Genomic DNA, 21,612 nt, shown 5'->3' with positions numbered 1-21,612 from the left:
CGGAGCCCGCGATGCGGCTTTGCCATCTTGATGAACTGCCCGAGGGCGGCGCGCGCGGCTTCGACACCGAAGGCGCGGGCCAGGCCACGGTGTTCGTGCTGCGGCGCGGCAGCGCGCTGCGCGCCTGGCGCGACGCCTGCCCGCACCTCGGCACACCCTTGCCCTGGCGGCGCGACGCCTATCTGGACGCGTCCGGCAGGCATATCGTCTGCGCCGCGCATGGCGCGCTGTTCGACCCGCTGACGGGCGTCTGCAGCCTGGGACCTTGCCTCGGCGATGCATTGACACCCGTGGCGATCGAAGAGCATCCCGACGGCAGCCTGCACCTGGTGCCTTGAAAACAATAACTGGAGACAAAAAATGACAAGCCAATGCATTCTCATCATCGGCGGCGGATTTTCCGGCATGTCGGCCGCCATCGAACTGCGCAGGCAGGGCCATGCGGTCGATCTCGTCGAGATCGACGCCGGCTGGCGCAACTACGGCGCGGGCATCAGCCTGGGCGGAGCGACGCTGCGCGCTTTCCGCCAGCTGGGCATTCTCGACGCCTTTCTTGCGCAAGGCCATGCGGCCGACGGCGTGCGGCTGTGCCTGCCGCACGGCCCCCAGGTCGCCGAGCTGCCGACTCCGCGGCTGGCCGGCGCCGATGTGCCCGGCGGCGGCGGCATCCTGCGCCCGGTGCTGGCGCGCATTCTCGCCGACGCGACGCGCGCCAGCGGCGCCGACATCCGCCTGGGCTGCACGTTCACGCGCTTCGTGCAGGACGCAGATGGCGTGGACGTGGAGTTCACCGACGGCCAATGCCGCCGCTACGACCTGGTGATTGGCGCAGACGGACTGTATTCCAAGGTGCGCGCAGCGCTGCTGCCGCAGTCCCCCAGCCCGGTCTACAGCGGCCAGGCGGTCTGGCGCGCGGTGCTGCCGCGCCTGCCCGGAATCGACACCGCGACCATGTGGATGGGCCCGCACGTCAAGCCCGGTGTCAACCCGGTCTCCAAGACCGAGATGTACCTGTTCGTCACCGAGCCGCGGCCGACCAACGACCATGTCGATCCCGCGAGCTTCGTCGATCGGCTGCGCGGCCTGCTCGAAGGCTTTGCCGCGCCAGCGCTGCAGGAGATACGCGCGCAGATAGGCGCGCAGTCGCAAATCGTGTTCCGCCCGCTGGAAGGCCTGCTCGTGCCCCGGCCCTGGTCTCAGGGACGCATCGTGCTGATAGGCGACACCGTGCACGCGACCACGCCGCATCTGGCGTCGGGCGCCTGTATCGGCGTCGAAGACGCGCTGGTGTTGGCCGAGGAACTGGCGCGCGCTGCGCAGGGCGTGCCCGCGGCGCTGGCCGCGTTCGAGGCCCGGCGCTGGGAGCGTTGCCGCATGGTGGTCGAGAACTCGTTGCGTCTGGGCGAGATCGAGATCGCGGGCGGCGACAAGGACGAGCATGCGCACATCATGCGCAGCTCGCTGATGGCCCTGGCCGAACCCATCTGAGGTGGCGCCCATGATCACCACGGACTCCAGGCGCGGGCGCAGCGCGCTGATGATAGGCCACTGCGCCGGCATGGTCGACCTCGTGGCCTTGCCGGTCTGGGTCGGCACGCTGGTCGCGCAGTACCGCTTCGATGCGCAGCAGGCGGGCATGCTGGCCTCGCTGTTTCTCGGCGGCGCGGTGCTGGCCAGCATCGCGCTGGCTTCACGTTTTGACCTGCTCAACGGGCGCCTGGTGGCAACGCTGGGCTTTGGCCTGGCGGCGCTGGGCTTCGGCGTCGCGGCCGGCGCAAGCGACTTCGCCACACTGGCGGTGCTGCACGCGCTCAGCGGCATGGCCTCGGGCGCGGCCCTCAGCGCCACCCACGGCACCATAGCGCGCAGCGGCCGTCCGCACCGGCTGTTCGCCATCGTGGGCATGGCGCTGGCGGTGTTCGGCATCGCGTTCATGGGCGCGACGCCGCCGCTGGTGGCGCAGCTCGGCGGCCCGGTGCTGTTCCAGGTGTTCGGCGGCGTGATGGTGGTGGCGGCGCTGGCCGCCGCCTTGGCTTTCCCGGTGGCCGATGCCGTGCGCACGCCCGTCCAGGCGCAGGGGCGCGCGCCGCTGCCGGCCGTCGTCTGGTGCGGCATCGTGGGGATTGCCTGCATGGGCCTGGTGCAGGCCATGACCTTCAGCTTTCTCGAGCGCGTGGGCAGCGACCGCGGCTTTGGCGCGGCGGCCGTGACCGGCGTGCTGGTCGCGCTGGGCATAGTCAACTTCGCTCCGCCCGCGCTGGCCGCGCTGCTCGAAAAGCGCCTGGACGCGCGCCGCGTGCTGCTCGGCGGCGCCGCGCTGCAGGCGCTGCTGGTCTGCGTGATCATGCTGTCGACGCAGTTCATCGCCTATGCGCTCGCCGCTTCGGTGTTCGCTGCGGTGATGATCTTCACGCACACCTTTGCCTTCGGCCTGCTCGCCCGCCTGGACCCTAGCGGCCGCGCGCTCGCCGCGACGCCGGCAATGCTGATGACCGGCGCGGCCATAGGCCCGGTGCTGGGCGGAACGCTGGTCAAGTCATTCGGCTATGGCAGCCTGGCGATCGCCGCCACGGCCATTGCCGTTGTCGCGCTGCTGTGCTTTTCGCGATTGCCCGCCACGGGGGCTACGCCGCAGCAGCGGGCTCTGGCTTGAGTCGGAGCGGAATCCGCCGCGTTTGGCTTGGCTCGCCAAACTGCGGTCAGCGACGCATCCAGGGTGAGCTCAGGGCTGAGGGTTGCCTTTGATAACCAACCTTCACCTGGCTTTCTCGAAGAGGCGAATGCGAGCTGTTATTTGGGACGATACATGCGGAACTTCTGCGCTTCGCCGATCGAGAAATAGTCCGCCGGGCCGCCCGCGCGCAGAATCGCGCCGGCATTGGCCGTGTCGAACACACCGTCCTTGAGCAGCCGATGATCGATGTAGACCTTGACCACCTCCCCAAGCACCAGCCAGGACGGAACCAGCTCATGGCTGGCGGTGCGCAACTGGTGGATGTCGGTCAATCGGCATTCGAAGGTCACCGGGCTCTGCGCGACTCTGGGCACCCGTATCAACTCCGAATCCACGGCTTCCAGCCCCGCCAGCTCGAACTCATCGACCTCCGGCGGGACGGCCGCACAGGTCTGGTTCATGGCATCGGCCAGCTCACGCGTGGCCAGGTTCCACGCGAACTCGCCGGTCTCCTGGATATTGCGCACCGTGTCCTTCCAACCGATGCTGGAGAAGCCGATGATGGGCGGGACGTAGTTGAAGGCGTTGAAGAAGCTGTAGGGCGCCAGATTGACCCGGCCGCTCGCGCTCCGGCTCGAAATCCACCCTATCGGCCGCGGGCCGACGATGGCGTTGAAGGGATCGTGCGGCAGTCCGTGCCCATTGCGGGGCTCGTAGGTATGAGAGTCGGTTTTCATCGCGGGTTGTTCTAGCGTCAGGCCTGCAGGGAAATGCCCAACGGCATTCGGGGACGATAGTGCAAGTCTAGCGGCGTGATGGGGACGTCGGGCTGCAGCGGGGTCTTCCAAACCTGAGGTCTCATCCGTCGCCATGGCCGATTTGCACGGCGCTCGCGCCTCATCACGGACGAAGAGCGTCTGGCTTTGCGTTTGGAAGGCATCCCGTTGAATTGGGAGAGCAGTTACTGCCCGGAGCATGCACACCCTCCTGCGGCTGCATAGGGCCAATTCTGGCCGAACTTATTGTCTTGGAGGTTGACCTCCGTACCTACTAAATAACCGGTTTGGAAGGCTATGGTCACTCGGCGGGCGAGTCCTGACCGTCGGCATCCAGCAAAGCTTGTCTTCATGCTCTTACTACTGCTTTGCAGCGGTTGCTGCCTCTCGTCGCCGCAGGACGAGCTCACGCTGACCGCCGGCCCGCGGTCACTGGCCACAGCGATTGGGGGGCGCGAACGTCACTTGCCAGAGGTTTCAGCGGCGGTGAGCTGTCAATCAGACGACACGCGCCGCGCCGATGACCGCCAATTTCTGGCTCCAATCGGGTCTCAGTTTGAGTCGCGAAGGTGTCTACAGACACCCGGAGCGATTCAAGCTGAGTCTCACACAGCCCCGAGTCATGATCGGAGGCACGCCATCTCTCACGGCAGGTCACCGATGTCGATCACATCCAGCGCGCCGTGGTTCATGGCGTGTCGCAAAATACGCGACGGACCACCGCGCTCCTGGGACGAGTAGATCTCCAGTACCTGCTCAGCTCGACTTGCCCCGAGGTAGACCGTCGACACGAACCGGCGTAAGGCGCCTGTTGCGTACGGCCCCTCCTCGACCTCACCGTCGTTGACCTCAATGAGGTAGACGGTGTCGAACTGAATACCCGCGACGAAGTCCGGCATGCTGAAGACGAAGCGCCTGCCGGCGTGCCGAAGGTTGGACAGCTGCTCTCTGTCGGAGACGGGCAGGAACCAGTCGCCATACTGCCCGGCCTCTGAGTATTTCTTGAAGAGCGCTTCGCTGGCGCACAGTACCGCCACGCGTCGACCCTTCTGCAGCGACTTTGCTCTGTCGTGGGCGCGCGGGAAGACGCAGTTCCAGATTTCGACCGTGTTCTTAGCCTGAACCAGGATGGGCCGCGAGCCGCTCTGCTTCATGCTTCCCAGGCCAATCGGTCGCCAGTCGAATCCGAGTTCCTCAGAGATGCCAGCAGCCGGGAAGCCCTGATCGATCCACTCCAACACGCGCGCGATCTCCGGCGTGTACCGGAAGCCCTCGGTGAGATCGAACCGCTCGGTATCACCCAGGCGCATATCGCGGGACAGCCCTGCTACCCCGCCCGGCGCGTCGTGCAGGCCATTGAAGGTGTCACGAACGCTCTGCTTGCTGTCGTAGGCCATGACCACGACCGGTGCCTTGGCGTCGTCGCGCATAAGGTGATGCAGCGTCATTCGCTCCTGCCGGTTGAACAGGTGAAGCTCATCCACAAAAACGGTGTCGAAGCCCTCACGCTGCCTGATGTTGTCCCAGCGGTTGCTATCTAGAAACCCCAGATAGTCAGCAATCATCTGGTCGTTGCCGAGCACGCCCATCGATTTCAAGAACGCTCGGAAGCGGTCGTAGATCATTAGGAGGACGCGCCGATCCTCGGGCTCAGGCAAGGACATCATCCAGGCCTTACGATTGTCGTTGACGTAGCGCTCCCGGCGCGCAGCAGACTGCCTCACGCCATCGGCCTCAAGGACGCACGCGATCTCGTTAGCCACCTCCCTCGCGAACGTCCGATACGCCAGCGTGCCGCGGCTGCTCGACATCCCCCTGCGGAAGCCTTCGCTGCAGCGGGCCTTAGCAGTCACCCAGTCGCTGCGCTGGACGCGCTCGATCTCGGCTTCAATAGCTTCCAGCTGCAGTGTGCGTCCCTCCAGGCCGTCGGAAGATAGCGGCTCTAGGCCGTCGAGGTCGTACTTCATCGCCTCGTTGGCCAACTCCTGCAGGGTGCATATCTTGAAGAACGACGACTTGCCTCTGGATAAGATCCCGTCGTGATCCATGGAGTTGATCGCCTGGGTGATCTGCTCGACTGTCGCCTGGCTGTGCGTGAGGAACAACGCGCGATAGCCCTCGGTGTCATTGACGCGCTTTCTGAGTTCGCTCACGAACTTGACGACCAGCGACAGCGTCTTGCCTGTGCCAGCCGCGCCAACGAGCCGCAAGCTCTTCGTTAGCGGCACGTTGACGAAGTCCATCTGCGCCTGCGTGAGCAAACCGTTCAGCCACGCATCCAAGCTGCGACCGAGCGTGACGCGATTCGCTAGCACGGGCAACTCGACCCTGGTGTCATCTCGGCGTGGCGCCTCCGGAGGCCGCGACAGCACTGAAATCACCGCGTCGTCCAGTCCGGCCACAGCGGCGTCGAATGCGGTGTAGTCGACCTCGACGTTGTACAGGTCGCTCTTTTCCCGGTGGACGTTGTAGGCAAAGATGTGGCCGGTTCCGCGAGGGTTCAGATCGGCCTCGATTCGCGCGTGCTCCCCGGACGCGCCATTGTTGGAGCGAAAGGAGACGAGGCTCTTTGCTTGAAACGGAGCCCAGGAGGTAGGCAGCGGATGCCGACCCGCCGTTGGAACAGATCGTCCCAGACGAACCAGACGCATAAAGGCCTCGGGCCTGTGCTTGGCGCCCAGCAGGTCGAACAGACCCTTCTCCTTGATCTCGATGACCAGTAGATTCGAATCGGATTCTGCCTTTGGGCCCAGGAGGTAGATGGTTTTGCCGACCTCAACTCGCGCGACGCCTTCCGGCAGAGACTCCTCAGACCATGTAGTGAACCAGTCGACATCAAAGTCGAACCCGGCTTGCAGGCGATCCAGCGCCGACGAGTCGATTGCAATCGCGTTTGTCATTGCAGCGCTTCCATCTCAATCGTGATCTGTTCAGCTATCAACCCGAAGGCGGCGTTGCGGTCCGCCTCGAACTTCTTGGGCATCCCTATCCTCGCGAAGAGCATGCCGAATTGCTGCGCAAGCGCGTGGCGGAACGTTGGAGCTAGGCGTCCAACGCGGACGAAGCTGTGGTCGACGTCCTTGGCGGCGTCCAATGAGGTAAAGCTGCGCTCGAACGGGATGAAGGTCAGCGCACGCAGCTTCGCGACAAAAGCCAAACCTGGTACGTCCGGGACGCTGGAGACGTAGAACAGGTCCAGTGGTAGGTCCTTGGGGTTCAGTGTTCCAAACACGGTCTTCAGTTGCGCGCCTCTGGCCTTCACCTGCAATATGCAGAGGGCATCGATTGCCGAGTAGCGATCAGTCGGCGCATCGATGAAGTTCTGTGCTGCCCTCAGTGCGGCGCACTCCCGCTTCAAGAAACTCTTGGGGTCATCAATAGGCAGGTTCAGCTCAGCCTCTATCTCTTCAGGCGTGGACGACAAGATCCAGGCTCGCACGCGTTCCAGCGAGAGCTCCCCGTTGTCCGGGCTCTTGTCTCGCCAGCGCTTGTTGACCCAATCGGTGGCCGTCTCAAAGCGCTTCTTCAGCGCCCCCTGCGCAAGGTCCCGCGAATGCTCGCCCAACACGTGATCGGCCAGCAGGTTTAGTTGGACACATGCCAGGCCTGCTTCGCCATACTTCCCGTTGGTTATGTCGCAGTCTGCGGTGACCACGACTACTAGGTTGGACTCGCCGTCGCCCCGTACGCGCTTCATTACGTCGCCTTGCCGAACAGGTTCGGCAGCATCGACTCGCTCGCAATCTTCCATGTCTCTCCTAGATTGCCGATGTTTTCGCATTTATAGCCGAAGGGGAACAACATTTCGGCCCGCGGCGGGGCGGGATGTCTGTTTTTTGCGACTGGAACCGCAATTCACTGGAAAAACTCGTCAGGCGAGCACCGAAACCGCAGTGACTTTGAATCGCCCCGGATCCGGTAAATGCCTTCTAGCATCAAAGAGAGGCTCACATCCTTTCGACCGGAAATCCGGGCGAAGTTCTTCAAGTGACGGCGGCCGTCAACTCAGCTGTCAGCTTCGACCGCTGATTCCGAATGGCCGTTTCCGATGGCAGCCGACATTCGCCTTTGCGAAGCGAACGGCAGCACCCAGCCTGCAACGGTCATCCAACAAAACCACCCGACCTATTACTCCCATCCCGAGTCCGAACGGCCAAAGCTTTCAAAGTAAGCAGTCAACGCGATTCAGCAGGCGGTAGAGTTACTGAAGCAATGCGCTGCCCAACGGCGGAAAGTCACCCTGCCGCGAAACCAAACCACCATTTCCGCCCATCTGCCCTCCCACAGCAAGTTGTGACCTGCAGCAAGCCCACACAAGACGTTCAACGCAAGTAGCTCACAACCGCCAATGCTCCTTGCCATTCCACTCAGGCACATGAGCACAAAGCTGCTGCAGCAAGCCTTCGAACGTCAAGCGTTCCGCGGCCGATACGCAAGACATCATGTCGTTTTCCTGCTTTCCAGCGCCGGCATGACGGTGTCGTGCATGCGCCTGCCCTTTGCGCTGATGAGGATGGTTAAGCCGGCGAGCAATCGCGGCGCACCACGCGTTTGGCTTTGAGGGCGGTGATGGCGCGGCTGATATTGTTTTGCAGAGGAGCGCAGAAGCCGCAGATGCCCGCCGCGGAAATGCCGTCCTGGAAATGCAGAAGATCAGGCCCGGAATCTCCGGCTGCGGGAGTCCCTGGCTGGCATCCAGGGCGCGAAACGAAGGCTCGCCGCAGATGTAGCCCAGCTTGCAGCCAAACGCAGTCTTCACTGGGCAAGAAACCGTCCCGAACTACCGCAACAGCTGGCTTAACGCGCTGCGTTCCGAAGCACTGTCCGCCATGGCCACCGGCAAGCGCAGCATCGTCGATGGCTGCTGGTGGGCGGAAAACAGCACGCCGGGCGCCAACAGCACGCCGTCAACGGCGGCTTTGCGGGCCAGCAGTTCGGTATCGCGGGCTGCGTCCACCCAGACAAACATGCCCGCATTCGGCTCCTGGTGCACTTGCAGACCCAGATGGTTCACGAATTTGAGGCAGCGTTGCCGCGCTTCGTCCAATCGCTCGCGCAGGCGCAGCACATGTTTGCGGTACAGGCCATCGGCCAGAATGCGATGCACCACGCGCTCGCCCAGTTCCGATGTGGTCAGGCCGCTGAGTAGTTTGGCATCGGTGAGCGCGGCGATGCGCTGGGGCTGGGCCGCGATGTAGCCCATGCGCAGACTGCCCGCCAGGGTCTTGGAGAAACCGCCGACCAGCATGACGCGGCGCAGCCGGTCCAGTGTTGCCAGGCGCACGGGCTGGTCGGGGTGAAAGTCGGCGTAGGTGTCATCCTCCAAAATAGCAAAGTCATACTGTTCGGCCAGCCGCAGCACGTCATAGGCCACGCCCAGCGTGAGACTGAAACCCGTGGGGTTGTGCACCGCCGTGTTGGTGATGAACAGTTTGGGGCGGTGGGCTCGCGCCAGTTGCTCCAGCACCTGCAGATCCGGGCCCTCAGGCCCGCGCGGCACGGCCTGCACCTGCAACCCTAGGGAACGCAGCATGCCAAACACCATGAACCATGCCGGGTCCTCGACCAGCACGGTGTCGCCGGGGCGCAGCAGGCTGCGCAAGATCAGGTCCATGCCGTGGGTGACGCCGGCCGTGGTCATGAGCTGCTGCTCGGGGTCCACCGTCAGACCCTGTGTCATCAAGTAGCCGGCCAATTGCTGGCGCAGCGCAGCGTAGCCTTGCGGCGCGCCATAGCCCAGCAGCTGAATGCCCGCGCTACGGCCCACGGCACGCACGGCGGCGTTGAGCATGTCGTGGTCCATCCAGCTGGAGGGCAAGGTGCCCGCGCCGCCATCGAACTGCGTGCCGTCCACCGTACGGAACATGCTGCGCAGCAGGTAGGGCGTGTCAAAGGCCTGGTCTGCGGCCAGTATCGGTTTCTTGTCCTTGAGCGGTGCTGGTGCTGTGCGCTGTGCGGTCACAAAAAAGCCAGCCCCGGGGCGCGATTGCAAGGCGCCTTGCGCCACCAGGCGGTCATAGGCCAGCACCACGGTGTCGCGGCTCACGCCCGCGTCATCGGCCAGCTGGCGCACCGAGGGCATGCGCGTTCCGGTGCGCAGGCTGTGGCTGTGCAGTAGTTGCGTGCAGTGCGCCACCAACTGCTCCACCAAGGGCGGCAATCCCGGCCCGCGCAGCGGCTGCCAGCCCAGGTCGTTGCTGGCCGCGGCGGACGGGCCGGGGACTGGAGGTGCATCTGGCCGGTTGTTTTTAGCCATACAGTGGGTGTATTGATTAGTGAAACTGTACTGAGACTGTACTGCTTGAGCTACCTAGAATGCAAGCTCTGCATTGGGAGCACGTTATGAATTGGATGCCTGTCAATACCGAGTTTGCCGCGTTGCTGCCGATGGCGATGTTCATCGTCGTCAGCTCCATCACGCCGGGGCCGAACAATGTGATGCTGGCGGCGTCGGGTGCCAACTTCGGCTACCAGCGCAGCGTGCCGCACATGCTGGGCATTTCGGTGGGCGGCGCCGTCATGCTGCTGCTGGTGGGCGCGGGGCTGGGTCAGTTGTTCGAACAGATGCCGCAGCTGTATGTGCTGCTTCAATGGGTAGGCGCGGTATACCTGCTCTGGCTGGCCTGGAAAATTGCGCACAGTGGACGCATACAGCTCGCCCAGGCGCGCCCCAAGCCCCTCAATTTCCTGCAGGCCGCGGCTTTCCAGTGGGTCAATCCCAAGGCCTGGATACTCTCGGTGGGAGTGATCGCCGCCTATACCAACCCGGGTAACTATTGGGCCAGCTTGCTTCTAGGGGCGGTCACCATGCTGGTGGTGAACTACCCCTGCATCAGTGTGTGGACGCTGTTTGGCGCCATCATCGGCGGTTGGCTGCAGTCACCGCGGGCGCTGCAGTTCTTCAATTGGGCCATGGCCGGGCTGCTGCTGCTGTCGCTGTGGCCCCTGCTGGCGGGCCTGCGGTAAAGCACAGGCGCCGCCCGCAGGTTGCGCGCTGGCGCGGCTGCCTGCCGCCCTGGCGGGCTTGCAGCGCACCTATTCAGCCCGCCTGCTGCTCCAGCAACCGGGAGACCACGCGGCGCGCGCGGTTGCCGCCCACGTCGACATGGATGTCGGTCCAGGTCGCGCGCTCGCCGAACTCCTGCATGTTGCGGTACTGGGCTTCGATCACGATGCGGTCTTCGTCGAACGTGAACGCGGTCTGCTGGATCACGGCGTCGATGTTGTCGGGCATATCGGGATGCTTGGTGCTCGACATGCTCCAGAAGTAGTGGCAGGTGTCTTCGGTCTCGGGCGTGATGCCGTGGAAGCCGCGCATGTGAAAGCCGCCGCGTTCGGGGTCGTCGATGGCGTCGGTGCCGGGCTCGAGGGCGCCGGTCCAGATGCGCAGATGGCTCACGTCGAACTCGATTTCCTGCCAGCGGTCGCATTTTTCGCCGAACGGCCAGGCTGCGCGGTAGGTGGGCGGCGGCGTGGAGCCCGGCATCAGGCGCACGACCTTGACGCGGTCGCCGTCGGCCGTGACCTTCATCTTGGCGTTCATGTGCAGGCGCGCATTGCCGCCAATCGTCTGCAGGTGCACATAGCCCAGGTGGCTCAGGTCCAGCAGGTTGTCGTGTATCAGCTGCCAGGGCGCGTTGTAATGGTAGTTGCCGCTGCCGAACTTGTAGCGCGGGTCGTCGTGGAAGGGATAGTCGGGCGGCGCCTTGTCGGGCGCGGCGCCTTCGGCGCGCGGCATCCAGATCCAGACGATCTGGTTCTTCTCCTGCACCTGGTAGGCCTTGACTTTCGCCTTGGACGGAATGCGCTCCTGGCCGGGAATCTCTATGCACTGGCCGCTGGGCGCGTAGAGCATGCCGTGGTAGCCGCAGCGCACGCCCGCGCCCTCGACGGTGCCGCACGACAGCGGCAGCGAGCGGTGGCAGCAGCGGTCTTCCAGCGCCGCGACTTCGCCTTCACCGGTGCGAAACAGCACCACCTTCTGGCCCAGGAAGGTGCGCGCCAGCGGCTTGTCCGTGAGTTCGGACGAAAAGCCGGCGACATACCATTGGTCGAGCGGAAAGCGGCGGGCGTCGGGCGCGCTGGACGCAGCCTGGATGGGAATGCAAGCGGTGGCGGTCATGGAAGTCTCCTGTCTCGTTTTGGGGTGGGGAAATGCAACTGCGGCCTTCAGAGATCGAGCACCAGCAGCGGTGTCCTGGCGCGCGAGCAGCAGGGCGTGAACTGGTCGTTGGCGGCGCGCTCGCTGTCGGTGAGAAAGCTGTCGCGGTGCTCCGGCACGCCTTCGAGCACACGCGTGAGGCAGCTGCCGCAGATGCCCGATTCGCACGAGTACGGCACGTCGACGCCCGCGGCGGTGAGCACTTCGAGCACGCTCTTGTCCTTGGCAATGGCATAGCTCTGGCCCGTGCTGGCCAGGCACACGCTGAAGGCGCCGTCGGATTCCAAGGCCGTGGACGTGCCGGCAAAGAACTCGCGGTGCAGCTGCGCCTCGGGCCAGCCATGGCGGCGGGCCGTTTCGAGCACATGGTGCATGAAGCCCGCGGGACCGCAGACATAGAGATGGGCGCCGGCTTCGGGCGCGGCCAGCAGCGCATCGGCGTCGAAACGCTGGGCCGGCTCGCCATCATCGGCATGCAGCTGCACCCGGCCCGCAAACGCCGCTTCGCTGAGCGCTGGCACGAAGGCCATGCGCGCCGCCGACCGGCCGCAGTAGTGCAGCGCGAAATCCTCGCCCCTCGAATGCAGCGCCTGGGCCATGGCCCAGATCGGCGTGATGCCTATGCCGCCGGCCAGCAGCAGGCTGCGCGCCGCCCCGGGCGCGAGTTCGAAATGATTGCGCGGCGCGCTGATGGTCAGCAGCTGTCCCGCGCGCACCTGTTCGTGCATTCCCACCGAGCCGCCGCGCGACTGCGGCTCGCGCAGCACGGCAATGCGGTAATGGTCGCGCACCGCCGGATCGTTGCACAGCGAGTACTGGCGCACCAGTCCGGGCGCGACATGCACGTCGACATGCGCGCCGGCGCTGAACGCCGGCAGCGCCTGGCCTTCGGGATGGACCAGCTCGAAGCTGCAGATGCCTTCGGCTTCCACGCGCCGGCTGTGAACGATGACTTGCAATGCACTCATGGTGGGTAAGGGGCGTTGACGCCCGGCTCGCTGTTGAAACTAGTCGTCGGCCCGACGCCGCTTGGCGCCCTTGGCCTGGGGAAAATGGGTGGCCGCGTATTCCTGCGTCGCGGTCTCCACCGCGGGCAGGTTCTCGTGCAGGCGCCGCAGCATGCTCATCAGCAGTTCGGTCTCGCCGTCATCGAGCACCGACAGAAAAGCGCGCTCGCGCTCCAGTGCCATGCCCATGATCTGGTCGTGCAGCCTGCGGCCTTCGGGAGTGAGCACGGCAATGCGCAGCCGGCCGTCGGCGGCATCGAGCTCGGTGCGAATCAGCCCGCGCTCCTGCATTCCCTTGAGGCAGCGGCTGATCGAGCCCTTGTCCATGCCGATCACGCGCGAGATCTGTTGCGCCGAGATCGCGCCCTCGATGGCCAGCAGCACCAGGCAGCGCCAGGTCTCTATGCCCACATCGAAGATCTCGAGGTAGTGCTGCGAGGCGCCGCGCGAGAGCTTGTTGGCGATCCAGGTCAGATAGGCCGGGACGTAGTGCTCCAGATCCACCACGCGCGGGGCGCTGGAAACGGGGGCGGGGGAAGGCTTGCTGGCGTTCTTTTTGGTCATGGTCGATGAAGTTGGATACAGGAGGTTGTCAGTGGACAGCCATGCCCACCCAACGCTCTAGCGTAGCTTCGTCTGCAAGCAGTTCGGCGGCCGGCGCCGCATGCACCACCGTGCCGTGGTCCAAAATCAGCGCGCGCTGCGCGTAGCGCAGGGCTTCGTCGACCTGCTGCTCGACAATGATGGTGGCGATGCCGGTCTGCTGCGCCATGCGCGCAAACGCCTGCAGCAGCTCCAGCCGTATCAGCGGCGCCAGGCCTTCGAGCGGCTCGTCCAGCAGCAGCAGTTTCGGCTGGCCCAGCAGCGCGCGCGCCACCGACAGCATCTGCTGCTCGCCGCCCGACAGCTGGGTGCCGCCGTTGCGCCGGCGCTCGGCCAGGCGCGGAAACAGCGCATAGGCTTCGTCCAGCGCGCTGCGCGGGCGGCGCTTGAGCCCGGCCAGCAGGTTCTCCTCCACCGTCAGCGAAGGAAAGATGTCGCGCGTCTGCGGCACATAGCCCAGGCCCAGCGCGGCGCGCTGGTGCGGCGCCAGGCCGGCGATGTCCTGGCCCATGAATTGCAGGCTGCCGCTGCGCAGCGGCACCAGGCCCATGATGGCGCGCAGCGCCGTGGTCTTGCCCACGCCGTTGCGGCCTATCATTGCCAGCCGCTCGCCGGCCTGCATCTCGAACGCCAGGCCGTCGAGCACCGTGGTCGGGCCGTAGCCCGCAACGACAGCGCGCAGCGCGAGCAGGGGAGTGGAATGTACGGTCGTCATCTCTTCAGCCTCCGAGGTAAGCGGCGCGCACCGCGGGATCGCGGCGTATGGCGTCGGGGCTGCCGTCGGCCAGTACCGCGCCTTCGGCCAGCACCACGATGCGCGTGGCAAAGCGAAACACCAGGTCCATGTCGTGCTCGATGATCAGCACCGCGAGATCGCGCGGCAATGCGTCGAGTGCGGCCAGCAGCCGGGCGCCGTCGCCCTTGGGCACGCCGGCCATGGGTTCGTCGAGCAGCAGCACCTTGGGCCGCAAGGCCAGGGCCAGGGCCATTTCAATCAGCCGCTGCTCGCCGTAGGCCAGGTCCTGGGTGGGCGTGGCGGCGTGGGCGCGCAGGCCGAAACGCGCGAGGATGTCGCTGGCCTCGGCCTGCAGCGCGGGGTAGCTGTCCATGCTGCGCCACAGGCGCCCGGTCAGACCTTCGCGCTCGAACAACGCGAGCTCGATCTGGCGCTGCACCGGGAAATGCGGCGCGAGCGTGGTGATCTGGAAGGTGCGCGCCAGGCCGGCGCGCACGCGTTCGGCCTGGCTGGCGCGCGTGACGTTCTCGCCGCGCAGCCAGATGTCGCCGGCGCTGGGAGCGAGCACGCCGCTGATCTGGTTGACCAGCGTGGTCTTGCCCGCGCCGTTGGGGCCTATCAGCGCCAGACGGTCGCCGGCGCGCAGCGCGAACGAGACATTGCGCGTCACATGCAGGCCGCCAAAGCGCTTGTCCAGCGCCTGCACATCGAGCAGGACTTGGGCTGCGGCGTTCATTGCAGGCCTCCCGCGCGGCGGCGCAGCCAGGCCCAGGCCCTGGCCGGCGGAACGAACACCACCAGCATCAGCAGACCGCCGACGACAAACAGCCAGTGGTAGGGATTGATGGACGCCGCCGTGTGGTGCAGCAGCGTGAACACCGTGGCGCCGACCAGCGCGCCGGTCAGCTGGCCGGCACCGCCCAGAATCAGCATCACCAGCGCTTCGGCCGACAGCGCAAACGACAGGCTGTCGGTGCCGACCACGGCATTGGTCTGGGCCGACAGCGCGCCGGCGGCGCCGGCCAGCGCCCCGGCCACGGTGTACAGCAGCCACAGGCGGCGAAACACCGGCGTGCCCAGCGCCGCCATGCGCGCACGGTTTTCATGGATGCCGCGCACTGCGAGACCGAACGGCGACTGCACCAGGCGCTGGGCCGCGTAGAACATGAGCACCAGCACCGCCAGCGCGTAGACGGCGCCGACCCGGCCCTCGAGATCGAACTCGAAGCGGCCCAGCAATGGCGCCATCGCAAAGCCCGACAGGCCGTCGTCGCCGCCGGTCCAGTCGCGCGCCTTCTGCACCAGGCTCAGCACGATCTGCGACACCGCCACCGTGAGCATCAGAAAGGTGAAGCCCTGGTAGCGCAGCAGGAAGGCGCCCGAGACCAGCGCCGTCAGCGCGCCGGCGGCGATGCCCACGCCCAGGCCCAGCAGCGGATCGGCATGCACCTGCAGCGCGAAGATGCCGGCCGCGTACGCGCCCAGGCCGAACAGCGCCGCATGGCCCAGCGTCGCCAGGCCCGCGACGCCGACCACCAGGTCCAGCGACAGCACGAACAGCCCGGCAATGAAGATGCGCGTGATCAGCCCTAGTTGATCGGGAAACAGCGCGCAGGCCGCGAGGCCGGCGATCAGCAGCAGCAGCGGCGCGCGCCAGGGCGGCGCGCAGCGCACGGCCTGGGCCGGAACCGGCTGCGCGGGCGCTTTCGCGGCCGTGGACACGGTGGAGGTCATGGGGGAGTTCATCGCTTGAGAAGTCCGTTGGGACGCCAGGCCAGCAGCGCGGCCATGGCGACAAAGAAGAACAGGCTGCCCCAGCCCGAGGCCAGGTAGCGGCTCGCGGTTTCAATCGTGCCCAGCAGCACGGCCGCGACCAGCGAGCCCGCAATCGAGCCCATGCCGCCGACGGCCACCACCACGAGCACCAGCACCAGGTACTTGAGCGCGTAGTACGGCTCCAGCGGCATGAGTTCGGCGCCCAGAATGCCGCCGAAGCCGGCCAGCGCCGCGCCCGCGGCAAAGCTCGCGCACTGCACGCTGCGAATCGGAATGCCCAGCGCCGCGGCCGTGCCGCTGTGGTCCACGGCGGCGCGCAGCCAGACGCCAAAGCGCGTGCGCGTGACGGTCCAGGCGGCGGCTGCTGCCACGGCCAGGCCCGCGCCTATGACCAGCAGGCGCTGCGCGGGCAGGGTGCGAAAGCCCAGGTCGACCGAGCCCGCGAGCAGCGGCGGCAGCGTGATCAGCTGCACCTGCGGGCCCGCAATGGCATTGGTCGTGGCGATCAGCACGAAGCTCAGGCCTATGGTGAACAGCACCTGGTCGAGCTCCTTGCGGCGGTAGAGATGGCGCAGCACCAGCGCCTCGAGCAGCGCGCCCAGCAGCGCCGTGGCGGCGATCGCCAGCGGCACGGCCAGCCAGAAGCTCCACTGCGCTTCGCGCGTGAGCCAGGCCGCGCAGTAGCCGCCGACCATGGCAAACGCGCCATGGCTCAGGTTGACAAAGCGCATCAGCCCCAGCGTGACCGACAGGCCCACGGCGATGACAAACAGCACCATGCCGTAGGCCAGGCCGTCGATCAGGATGTTGAAAAGCGTGTTCATGGCGAACGGCGGCGGCTCACTTGCCCAGGCCGAAGTCGGTCTGCGGGCCGAAGCTCTGCTGCTCCCTGTTGACCAACTGGCCGCCCGCGCGCTCCACCTTGCGCAGATAGACGTTCTGCGTGATGTGCCGCGTCTTGGCATCGATGCGCACCGGGCCGCGCGGGCTTTCCCACTGCAGCGTGCGCGCCGCGGCCAGCGCCTTGGCGCCGTCCTTCCTGCCGTCCGTGGCTTCAATCATCTTGTGGATCACGTACATGCCGTCCCAGGCGCCCACCGAGGCGTAGTTGGCGACGGCCGCCGGATCGCGCTTCTTCAGCGCGTCGACGAACTTGCGGTTCTCGGGCGAGTCATGCGCGCCGGAGTAATGGAAAGCGGTGGTCAGGCCCAGCGCGGAGTCGCCGAACTTCTGCAGATCGAACTCGTCGGTCTCGGCCGTGCCCAGGAACTGCACGCCGGCCTTGGCCAGGCCGTTCTCGTTATAGGCCTTGACGAAGCCCAGGTTGGGCGGGCCGCCGGGCAGGAAGGTATAGACCGCCTGCGCGCCGCTGGCCTTGATGCGCTGCACGAACGGGCCGAAGTCGGTGGTGGCAATGGGCATGCGTATGCTCTCCACGACAGTGCCGCCCTGTTTGACAAACTCGCTCTTGAACGCGGCTTCGGCATCGATGCCCGGGCCGTAGTCGGTCACGGCCGTGACGACCTTCTTCATGTTCTGCTGCGCGGCCCATTGCGCCAGCGGCACCGTGACCTGCCACAGCGTATAGCTGGTGCGCAGGAAGTACTCGGACTTCTCGGTGATGGCCGAGGTCGCGGCGTTGAACACCACCGTGGGCGTGCGCGACTGCTGGATCAGCGGCGCGACGGCCAGCGCATTGGGCGTGAAGACAAAGCCGCCGAGGTAATCCACCTTGTCCTTGACGATCAGCTCCTGCACCAGCGTCTTGGTCTGGCCCGGGTTGGGGCCGCCGGTGTCGCGGTAGATGAACTCGATGTCCTTGCCCGCGAGCTTGCCCCCCTGGCTGGCCACATAGGCTTCCACGCCCGCCTTGAACAAGGCGCCGTAATGCGCGAAAGGCCCGGAGAACGGCCCTATGACCCCGACCTTGACGGCCGCGCCCTGGGCCAGGGCGGGCGCGCCGGCCAGGGCCAGGCCGGAGGCGGCAATGAGAGCGCGGGCAAGCGTGCGGCGGGAGGGGTTCATCGGGTGTCTCCTGGGTTGGCGCTTGCGTGCAGGCTTGCCGCAAGTCGTGTTGATATGCGTCAAATTATGGTTGGCATGCCAACCAGTTGCAATGCCAACTTGTTAGGTGTTTTCCCGGGAGATTGCGGCGACTCAAGATCGGCGTGAGGCCGTACTCGCTGTGCACTGGAGGGGCAGAACCCCGCTTTCTCGCATCGTCGGCGCTGCGGGATCGCACCCCATGCCTATTCCTCATTCACCTCGCCAATCAGATTGTCATCAGCTAAACGCATAGCTGATTTCTGATTTCGCATTGGTGTCTTTTCACTGTGGTGGCGATACTTTGAGGCAAGAGCTGGCTCGCCTGTTGCCGTCGTGAAGCGGGATGGGCGTGCATAGCTCCACCAAAGAAACCAGTCGCGCGCAGCGGTCGCCGCGGTGACGGCTGGACATGGAGACAACCTGCTCCCACAAGGACTTGTATGAATGACATTCGCAAGAAGATGGACGACGGTCCGATGACGTCGTTTCAGTGCCTGGCCGTCGCCATCTGCATGATGCTCATCATGCTGGACGGCTTCGACGTTCTCGTCATGGCGTTCACGGCCTCGGCCGTGGCTGCCGAGTGGCAGCTCAACGGCGCGCAACTGGGCGTGCTGTTCAGCTCGGGGCTGATCGGCATGGCCATAGGCTCGCTGTTCGTCGCCCCGCTGGCCGACCGCCTGGGCCGCCAGCCCGTGGTGCTGCTGTGCCTGGTCGTGGTGTCGGTGGGCATGCTGCTGTCGGCCATGGCGCGCAGCCATATCGAGCTCGCAGCCTTGCGCGCCATCACGGGCGTGGGCATAGGCGGCATGCTGGCCAGCGTGGGCGTGATCACTTCGGAGTTCGCGTCGCAGAAATGGCGCAGCACGGCGATCGCGCTGCAGGCCACGGGCTACCCCATAGGCGCGACGCTGGGCGGTCTGATGGCCGCCTGGCTGCTGACCCACCATGGCTGGCGCTCGGTGTTTGTCTTCGGCGGCCTGGCGACGGCGCTGATGATTCCCGTCGTGCTGTGGCGCCTGCCCGAATCGGTGGACTTCCTGCTGGGCCGGCGTCCGGCGCGCGCGCTGGAGAAGCTCAACCGGCTGATGGCGCTCATGGGCCAGGCGCAGGTGTCCCAGCTGCCCGTGCAGCGCGCGGGCGAGGCGCCGCAGGGCAATACCGTCGCAGCGCTGTTTCGCAACGGCCTGGCGCGTCCCACGCTGATCCTGTGGGGCAGCTTCTTCCTGCTGATGTTCAGCGTCTACTTTTCGCTGAGCTGGACACCCAAGCTGCTGGTCCAGGCCGGCATGTCGACCCAGCAGGGCGTCACGGGCGGCGTGCTGCTCAATCTCGGCGGCATTGTCGGCGGCAGCCTGTTCGGCTTTCTGGCCCTGAAGGCCAAGCTCAAGCACCTGGTGTTCGGCTGCATGCTGCTCTATGCGCTGTTCACCGCGCTGTTCGGCGCCGCGTCGGCCAACCTGGGCTTTGCATTTGCCACGGCCGTGGGCCTGGGCGTGTTCCTGTTTGCCTCCATGGCCGGCCTGTACGGCCTGGTGCCTGCAACCTACCCGGCAGCGGTGCGCGCCACGGGCATGGGCTGGGCCATAGGCATAGGCCGCATAGGCGCGATCGTCGCGCCTTTCATGGCCGGACTGCTGCTCGACGGCGGCTGGAGCCCGGCGTCGCTGTACTACGTGTTCGCGCTGCCGCTGGTGGCCGCGGCGCTGGCCGTGCTGGCCACGGGCGCGGCCCAGGCGCAGGCGCCCGCAGCGCGCATCGCTTCGGCCCACTGAGGCGTACTTCTCTCACTCTTTCCACGATCCATCATGTTTTTGCTGAATACCTGGTACGTAGCCTGCAGGGCCGACGAAATTCCCGAGAACAAGCCCCTGGGGCGCACCATCTGCAACGAGCGCATGGCGTTCTTCCGCGGCCCCCAGGGCATTGCCGCCGTCGAGGATTTCTGCCCGCACCGCGGCGCGCCGCTGTCGCTGGGCACGGTCTGCGAAGGCAAGCTGGTCTGCGGCTACCACGGCCTGGAGATGGGTTGCGACGGCAAGACCGTGGCCATGCCCGGCCAGCGCGTGCGCGGCTTTCCCGCGATCCGCAGCTACGCGGTGCAGCAGCGCCACGGCTTCGTCTGGGTCTGGCCCGGCGATCAGGCAAAGGCCGATGCCGGCCTGATTCCTGAACTGCACTGGGCTCACAGCCCCGAATGGGCCTATGGCGGCGGCTACTACCACATCAAGGCTGGCCATCTGCTGATGATAGACAACCTGATGGACCTGACGCACGAGACCTATGTGCACTCCACGTCCATAGGCCAGAAGGAAATCGACGAGACGCCCTGCATCACCAAGGTCGACGGCGACCATGTGACCACCAGCCGTTTCATGGACGGCCTGCCAGAAGCCCCGCCGTTCTGGCGCATGGCGCTGCGCGGCAACGGCCTGCCCGACGACCAGCCCGTGGACCGCTGGCAGATCTGCCACTTCGAGCCGCCCAGCCATGTGATGATCGAAGTCGGCGTGGCGCTGGCCGGCCATGGCGGCCATGGCGCGCCCGCGGACAAGAAGGTGTCGTCCATCGTCGTCGATTTCATCACGCCCGAGACCGAGACCACGCACCATTACTACTGGGGCATGGCGCGGCAGTTCCGGCCGCAGGACGCGGCCCTCACCGCGTCCATCCTGGAAGGACAGGGCAAGGTGTTTGGCGAGGACACCGAAGTCCTGGAGCGCCAGCAGGCCAACCTCACGGCCTGGCCCGAGCGCAAGCTGCTGCTGCTCAACATCGACGCCGGCGGCGTGCAGTCGCGCCGGGTGATCGATCGGCTGCTGGCGCAAGAGCGCGGCCAGGCCGCATGATGGCCGATACCCGCGCCGAGCTGCAGGTGCGCGTCGCGCGGCGCACGCTCGAGGCCGAGGGCATCTGCGGCCTGGAACTCGTCGCCGCGGACGGCAAGCCGCTGCCGGCGTTTGCCGCGGGCTCGCATGTCGACGTGCATCTGCCCGGCGGCATCGTGCGCCAGTACTCGCTGTGCAACGACCCCGCCGAGACCCACCGCTACCAGATCGCCGTGCTGCGCGACCCGGCCTCGCGCGGCGGCTCGGCCGCGGTGCACGACCTCGTGGCCGAAGGCGATGCGCTGCGCATCAGCGCGCCGCGCAACCATTTCGCGCTGGCCGCAGACGCGCCGCGCCATCTGCTGCTGGCCGGCGGCATAGGCGTGACCCCCATCCTGTGCATGGCCGAACGGCTGGCGCTGCTGGGCGCGAGCTTTCGCCTGCACTACAGCGGCCGCTCGGCGCAGCGCATGGCGTTTCGCGCCCGCATTGCCGCCGCGCCCTTCGCTGACCAGGTGCAGCTGCATTTCGACGACGGCGCGGCCGCGCAGCGGCTGGACATCGCGGCCGTGCTCGCGGCGGCCGAGGCCGACACCCATCTCTACGTCTGCGGCCCCCAGGGCTTCATGGACGCGGTACTGGGCACTGCGCGCCAGCAGGGCTGGGCCGAGAACCGGCTGCATTGGGAGTTCTTTGCCGCCGCCGATGCCGGCCCGCGCGGCGGCGATGCGGCGTTCGAGGTGCAGCTGGCGAGCTCGGGCCGGGTGGTGAGCGTCGCTGCCGACCAGAGCGTGACCCAGGCGCTGCTGGCCGCAGGCGTCGACGTGATGGTGTCGTGCGAGCAGGGCGTGTGCGGCACCTGTCTCACGCGCGTGCTCGCGGGCGAAGTCGATCACCGCGACGCCTATCTGACGCCCGAGGAGCAGGCCGCCAACGACCAGTTCACCCCCTGCTGCTCGCGCGCGCGCGGCGCGCGTTTGGTGCTTGATCTTTGAAACCGAAAGT

Annotated in this window: 20 protein-coding genes; 8 read left to right on the top strand and 12 right to left on the bottom strand. The window is 66.2% G+C overall.

What is annotated here, in order from left to right; translation table 11 throughout:
• The first annotated feature begins 11 nt into the window (after nt 1-11).
• Genes ACSVDO_RS25840 through ACSVDO_RS25830 form a run of 3 tightly spaced genes read left to right on the top strand, consistent with a single transcriptional unit; the run spans nt 12 to nt 2,653 of the window.
• A complete protein-coding gene (locus tag ACSVDO_RS25840) occupies nt 12-338 on the top strand; it encodes a Rieske (2Fe-2S) protein (RefSeq protein ID WP_489597427.1) in 327 nt (108 codons plus the stop codon).
• Between the two features lie 22 nt (nt 339-360).
• Nucleotides 361-1,488: an FAD-dependent oxidoreductase gene (locus ACSVDO_RS25835; RefSeq protein ID WP_489597425.1), complete on the top strand. Its 1,128-nt coding sequence runs from the start codon at nt 361-363 to the stop codon at nt 1,486-1,488.
• 10 nt (nt 1,489-1,498) lie between these two features.
• Nucleotides 1,499-2,653: an MFS transporter gene (locus ACSVDO_RS25830; RefSeq protein ID WP_489597424.1), complete on the top strand. Its 1,155-nt coding sequence runs from the start codon at nt 1,499-1,501 to the stop codon at nt 2,651-2,653.
• Nucleotides 2,654-2,790: 137 nt separating this feature from the next.
• Here ACSVDO_RS25830 and ACSVDO_RS25825 read toward each other — a convergent pair whose 3' ends face one another.
• From ACSVDO_RS25825 to ACSVDO_RS25815, 3 genes are all read right to left on the bottom strand, one after another.
• Entirely contained in the window at nt 2,791-3,411 is a 621-nt protein-coding gene (locus ACSVDO_RS25825; protein WP_332535914.1) for a flavin reductase family protein, read from the bottom strand.
• 683 nt (nt 3,412-4,094) lie between these two features.
• Nucleotides 4,095-6,350 carry a UvrD-helicase domain-containing protein gene (locus ACSVDO_RS25820; RefSeq protein ID WP_489597422.1) on the bottom strand — a complete coding sequence of 752 codons (2,256 nt, stop codon included), beginning with the start codon at nt 6,348-6,350 and terminating at the stop codon, nt 4,095-4,097.
• Nucleotides 6,347-7,201, bottom strand: a complete 855-nt coding sequence (locus ACSVDO_RS25815; protein WP_489597421.1) for a hypothetical protein — start codon at nt 7,199-7,201, stop codon at nt 6,347-6,349. The genes ACSVDO_RS25820 and ACSVDO_RS25815 overlap by 4 nt, the downstream gene beginning before the upstream one ends.
• Before the next feature lie 624 nt (nt 7,202-7,825).
• Here ACSVDO_RS25815 and ACSVDO_RS25810 point away from each other — a divergent pair.
• The gene (locus ACSVDO_RS25810; protein ID WP_489597419.1) at nt 7,826-8,011 is read left to right on the top strand and encodes a hypothetical protein; all 186 of its coding nucleotides are present in this window, start codon (nt 7,826-7,828) and stop codon (nt 8,009-8,011) included.
• Nucleotides 8,012-8,230: 219 nt separating this feature from the next.
• On the opposite strand, the gene ACSVDO_RS25805 is transcribed toward ACSVDO_RS25810, so the two are convergent.
• The gene (locus ACSVDO_RS25805; protein ID WP_489597417.1) at nt 8,231-9,706 is read right to left on the bottom strand and encodes an aminotransferase-like domain-containing protein; all 1,476 of its coding nucleotides are present in this window, start codon (nt 9,704-9,706) and stop codon (nt 8,231-8,233) included.
• 86 nt (nt 9,707-9,792) lie between these two features.
• Between ACSVDO_RS25805 and ACSVDO_RS25800 the strand changes: the two genes are divergently transcribed.
• Entirely contained in the window at nt 9,793-10,416 is a 624-nt protein-coding gene (locus tag ACSVDO_RS25800; protein ID WP_332538391.1) for a LysE family translocator, read from the top strand.
• Nucleotides 10,417-10,489: 73 nt separating this feature from the next.
• Here the strand turns inward: ACSVDO_RS25800 and ACSVDO_RS25795 are convergent, their stop codons facing one another.
• From ACSVDO_RS25795 to ACSVDO_RS25760, 8 genes are read right to left on the bottom strand one after another with little or no spacing between them, the layout of a single operon-like run.
• The gene (locus ACSVDO_RS25795; RefSeq protein WP_489597415.1) at nt 10,490-11,572 is read right to left on the bottom strand and encodes a Rieske 2Fe-2S domain-containing protein; all 1,083 of its coding nucleotides are present in this window, start codon (nt 11,570-11,572) and stop codon (nt 10,490-10,492) included.
• Nucleotides 11,573-11,619: 47 nt separating this feature from the next.
• The gene (locus ACSVDO_RS25790; RefSeq protein WP_489597414.1) at nt 11,620-12,579 is read right to left on the bottom strand and encodes a PDR/VanB family oxidoreductase; all 960 of its coding nucleotides are present in this window, start codon (nt 12,577-12,579) and stop codon (nt 11,620-11,622) included.
• 39 nt (nt 12,580-12,618) lie between these two features.
• A complete protein-coding gene (locus tag ACSVDO_RS25785) occupies nt 12,619-13,182 on the bottom strand; it encodes a MarR family winged helix-turn-helix transcriptional regulator (RefSeq protein WP_489597412.1) in 564 nt (187 codons plus the stop codon).
• Between the two features lie 28 nt (nt 13,183-13,210).
• On the bottom strand, nt 13,211-13,936 hold the full coding sequence (locus ACSVDO_RS25780; RefSeq protein ID WP_489597411.1) for an ABC transporter ATP-binding protein: 726 nt from the start codon (nt 13,934-13,936) through the stop codon (nt 13,211-13,213).
• 4 nt (nt 13,937-13,940) lie between these two features.
• The gene (locus ACSVDO_RS25775) at nt 13,941-14,693 is read right to left on the bottom strand and encodes an ABC transporter ATP-binding protein (protein ID WP_489597410.1); all 753 of its coding nucleotides are present in this window, start codon (nt 14,691-14,693) and stop codon (nt 13,941-13,943) included.
• Nucleotides 14,690-15,691 carry a branched-chain amino acid ABC transporter permease gene (locus tag ACSVDO_RS25770; protein ID WP_489597408.1) on the bottom strand — a complete coding sequence of 334 codons (1,002 nt, stop codon included), beginning with the start codon at nt 15,689-15,691 and terminating at the stop codon, nt 14,690-14,692. Before ACSVDO_RS25770 ends, ACSVDO_RS25775 begins: the two co-directional genes overlap by 4 nt.
• 8 nt (nt 15,692-15,699) lie before the next feature.
• Nucleotides 15,700-16,557 (bottom strand): branched-chain amino acid ABC transporter permease, encoded by an 858-nt coding sequence (locus ACSVDO_RS25765; RefSeq protein ID WP_332549125.1) that lies wholly within the window; start codon nt 16,555-16,557, stop codon nt 15,700-15,702.
• A 16-nt stretch (nt 16,558-16,573) separates the two neighbouring features.
• Nucleotides 16,574-17,758: an ABC transporter substrate-binding protein gene (locus ACSVDO_RS25760; protein WP_489597406.1), complete on the bottom strand. Its 1,185-nt coding sequence runs from the start codon at nt 17,756-17,758 to the stop codon at nt 16,574-16,576.
• 461 nt (nt 17,759-18,219) lie between these two features.
• On the opposite strand from ACSVDO_RS25760, the gene ACSVDO_RS25755 reads away from it, so the two are divergent.
• From ACSVDO_RS25755 to ACSVDO_RS25745, 3 genes are read left to right on the top strand one after another with little or no spacing between them, the layout of a single operon-like run.
• A complete protein-coding gene (locus tag ACSVDO_RS25755; RefSeq protein ID WP_489597404.1) occupies nt 18,220-19,554 on the top strand; it encodes an MFS transporter in 1,335 nt (444 codons plus the stop codon).
• Between the two features lie 33 nt (nt 19,555-19,587).
• Nucleotides 19,588-20,628, top strand: coding sequence for a Rieske 2Fe-2S domain-containing protein (locus ACSVDO_RS25750; RefSeq protein WP_489597403.1), 1,041 nt, complete (start codon nt 19,588-19,590; stop codon nt 20,626-20,628).
• Complete coding sequence (locus tag ACSVDO_RS25745; RefSeq protein ID WP_489597401.1) at nt 20,628-21,602, top strand: PDR/VanB family oxidoreductase; 975 nt, start codon at nt 20,628-20,630, stop codon at nt 21,600-21,602. The genes ACSVDO_RS25750 and ACSVDO_RS25745 overlap by 1 nt, the downstream gene beginning before the upstream one ends.
• The last annotated feature ends 10 nt before the right edge of the window (nt 21,603-21,612 follow it).

It is taken from the genome of Comamonas sp. DB36 (assembly GCF_057914905.1).
Note: the sequence above shows the minus strand (reverse complement) of the source record. Positions and strands in the feature narration are given on the sequence as shown.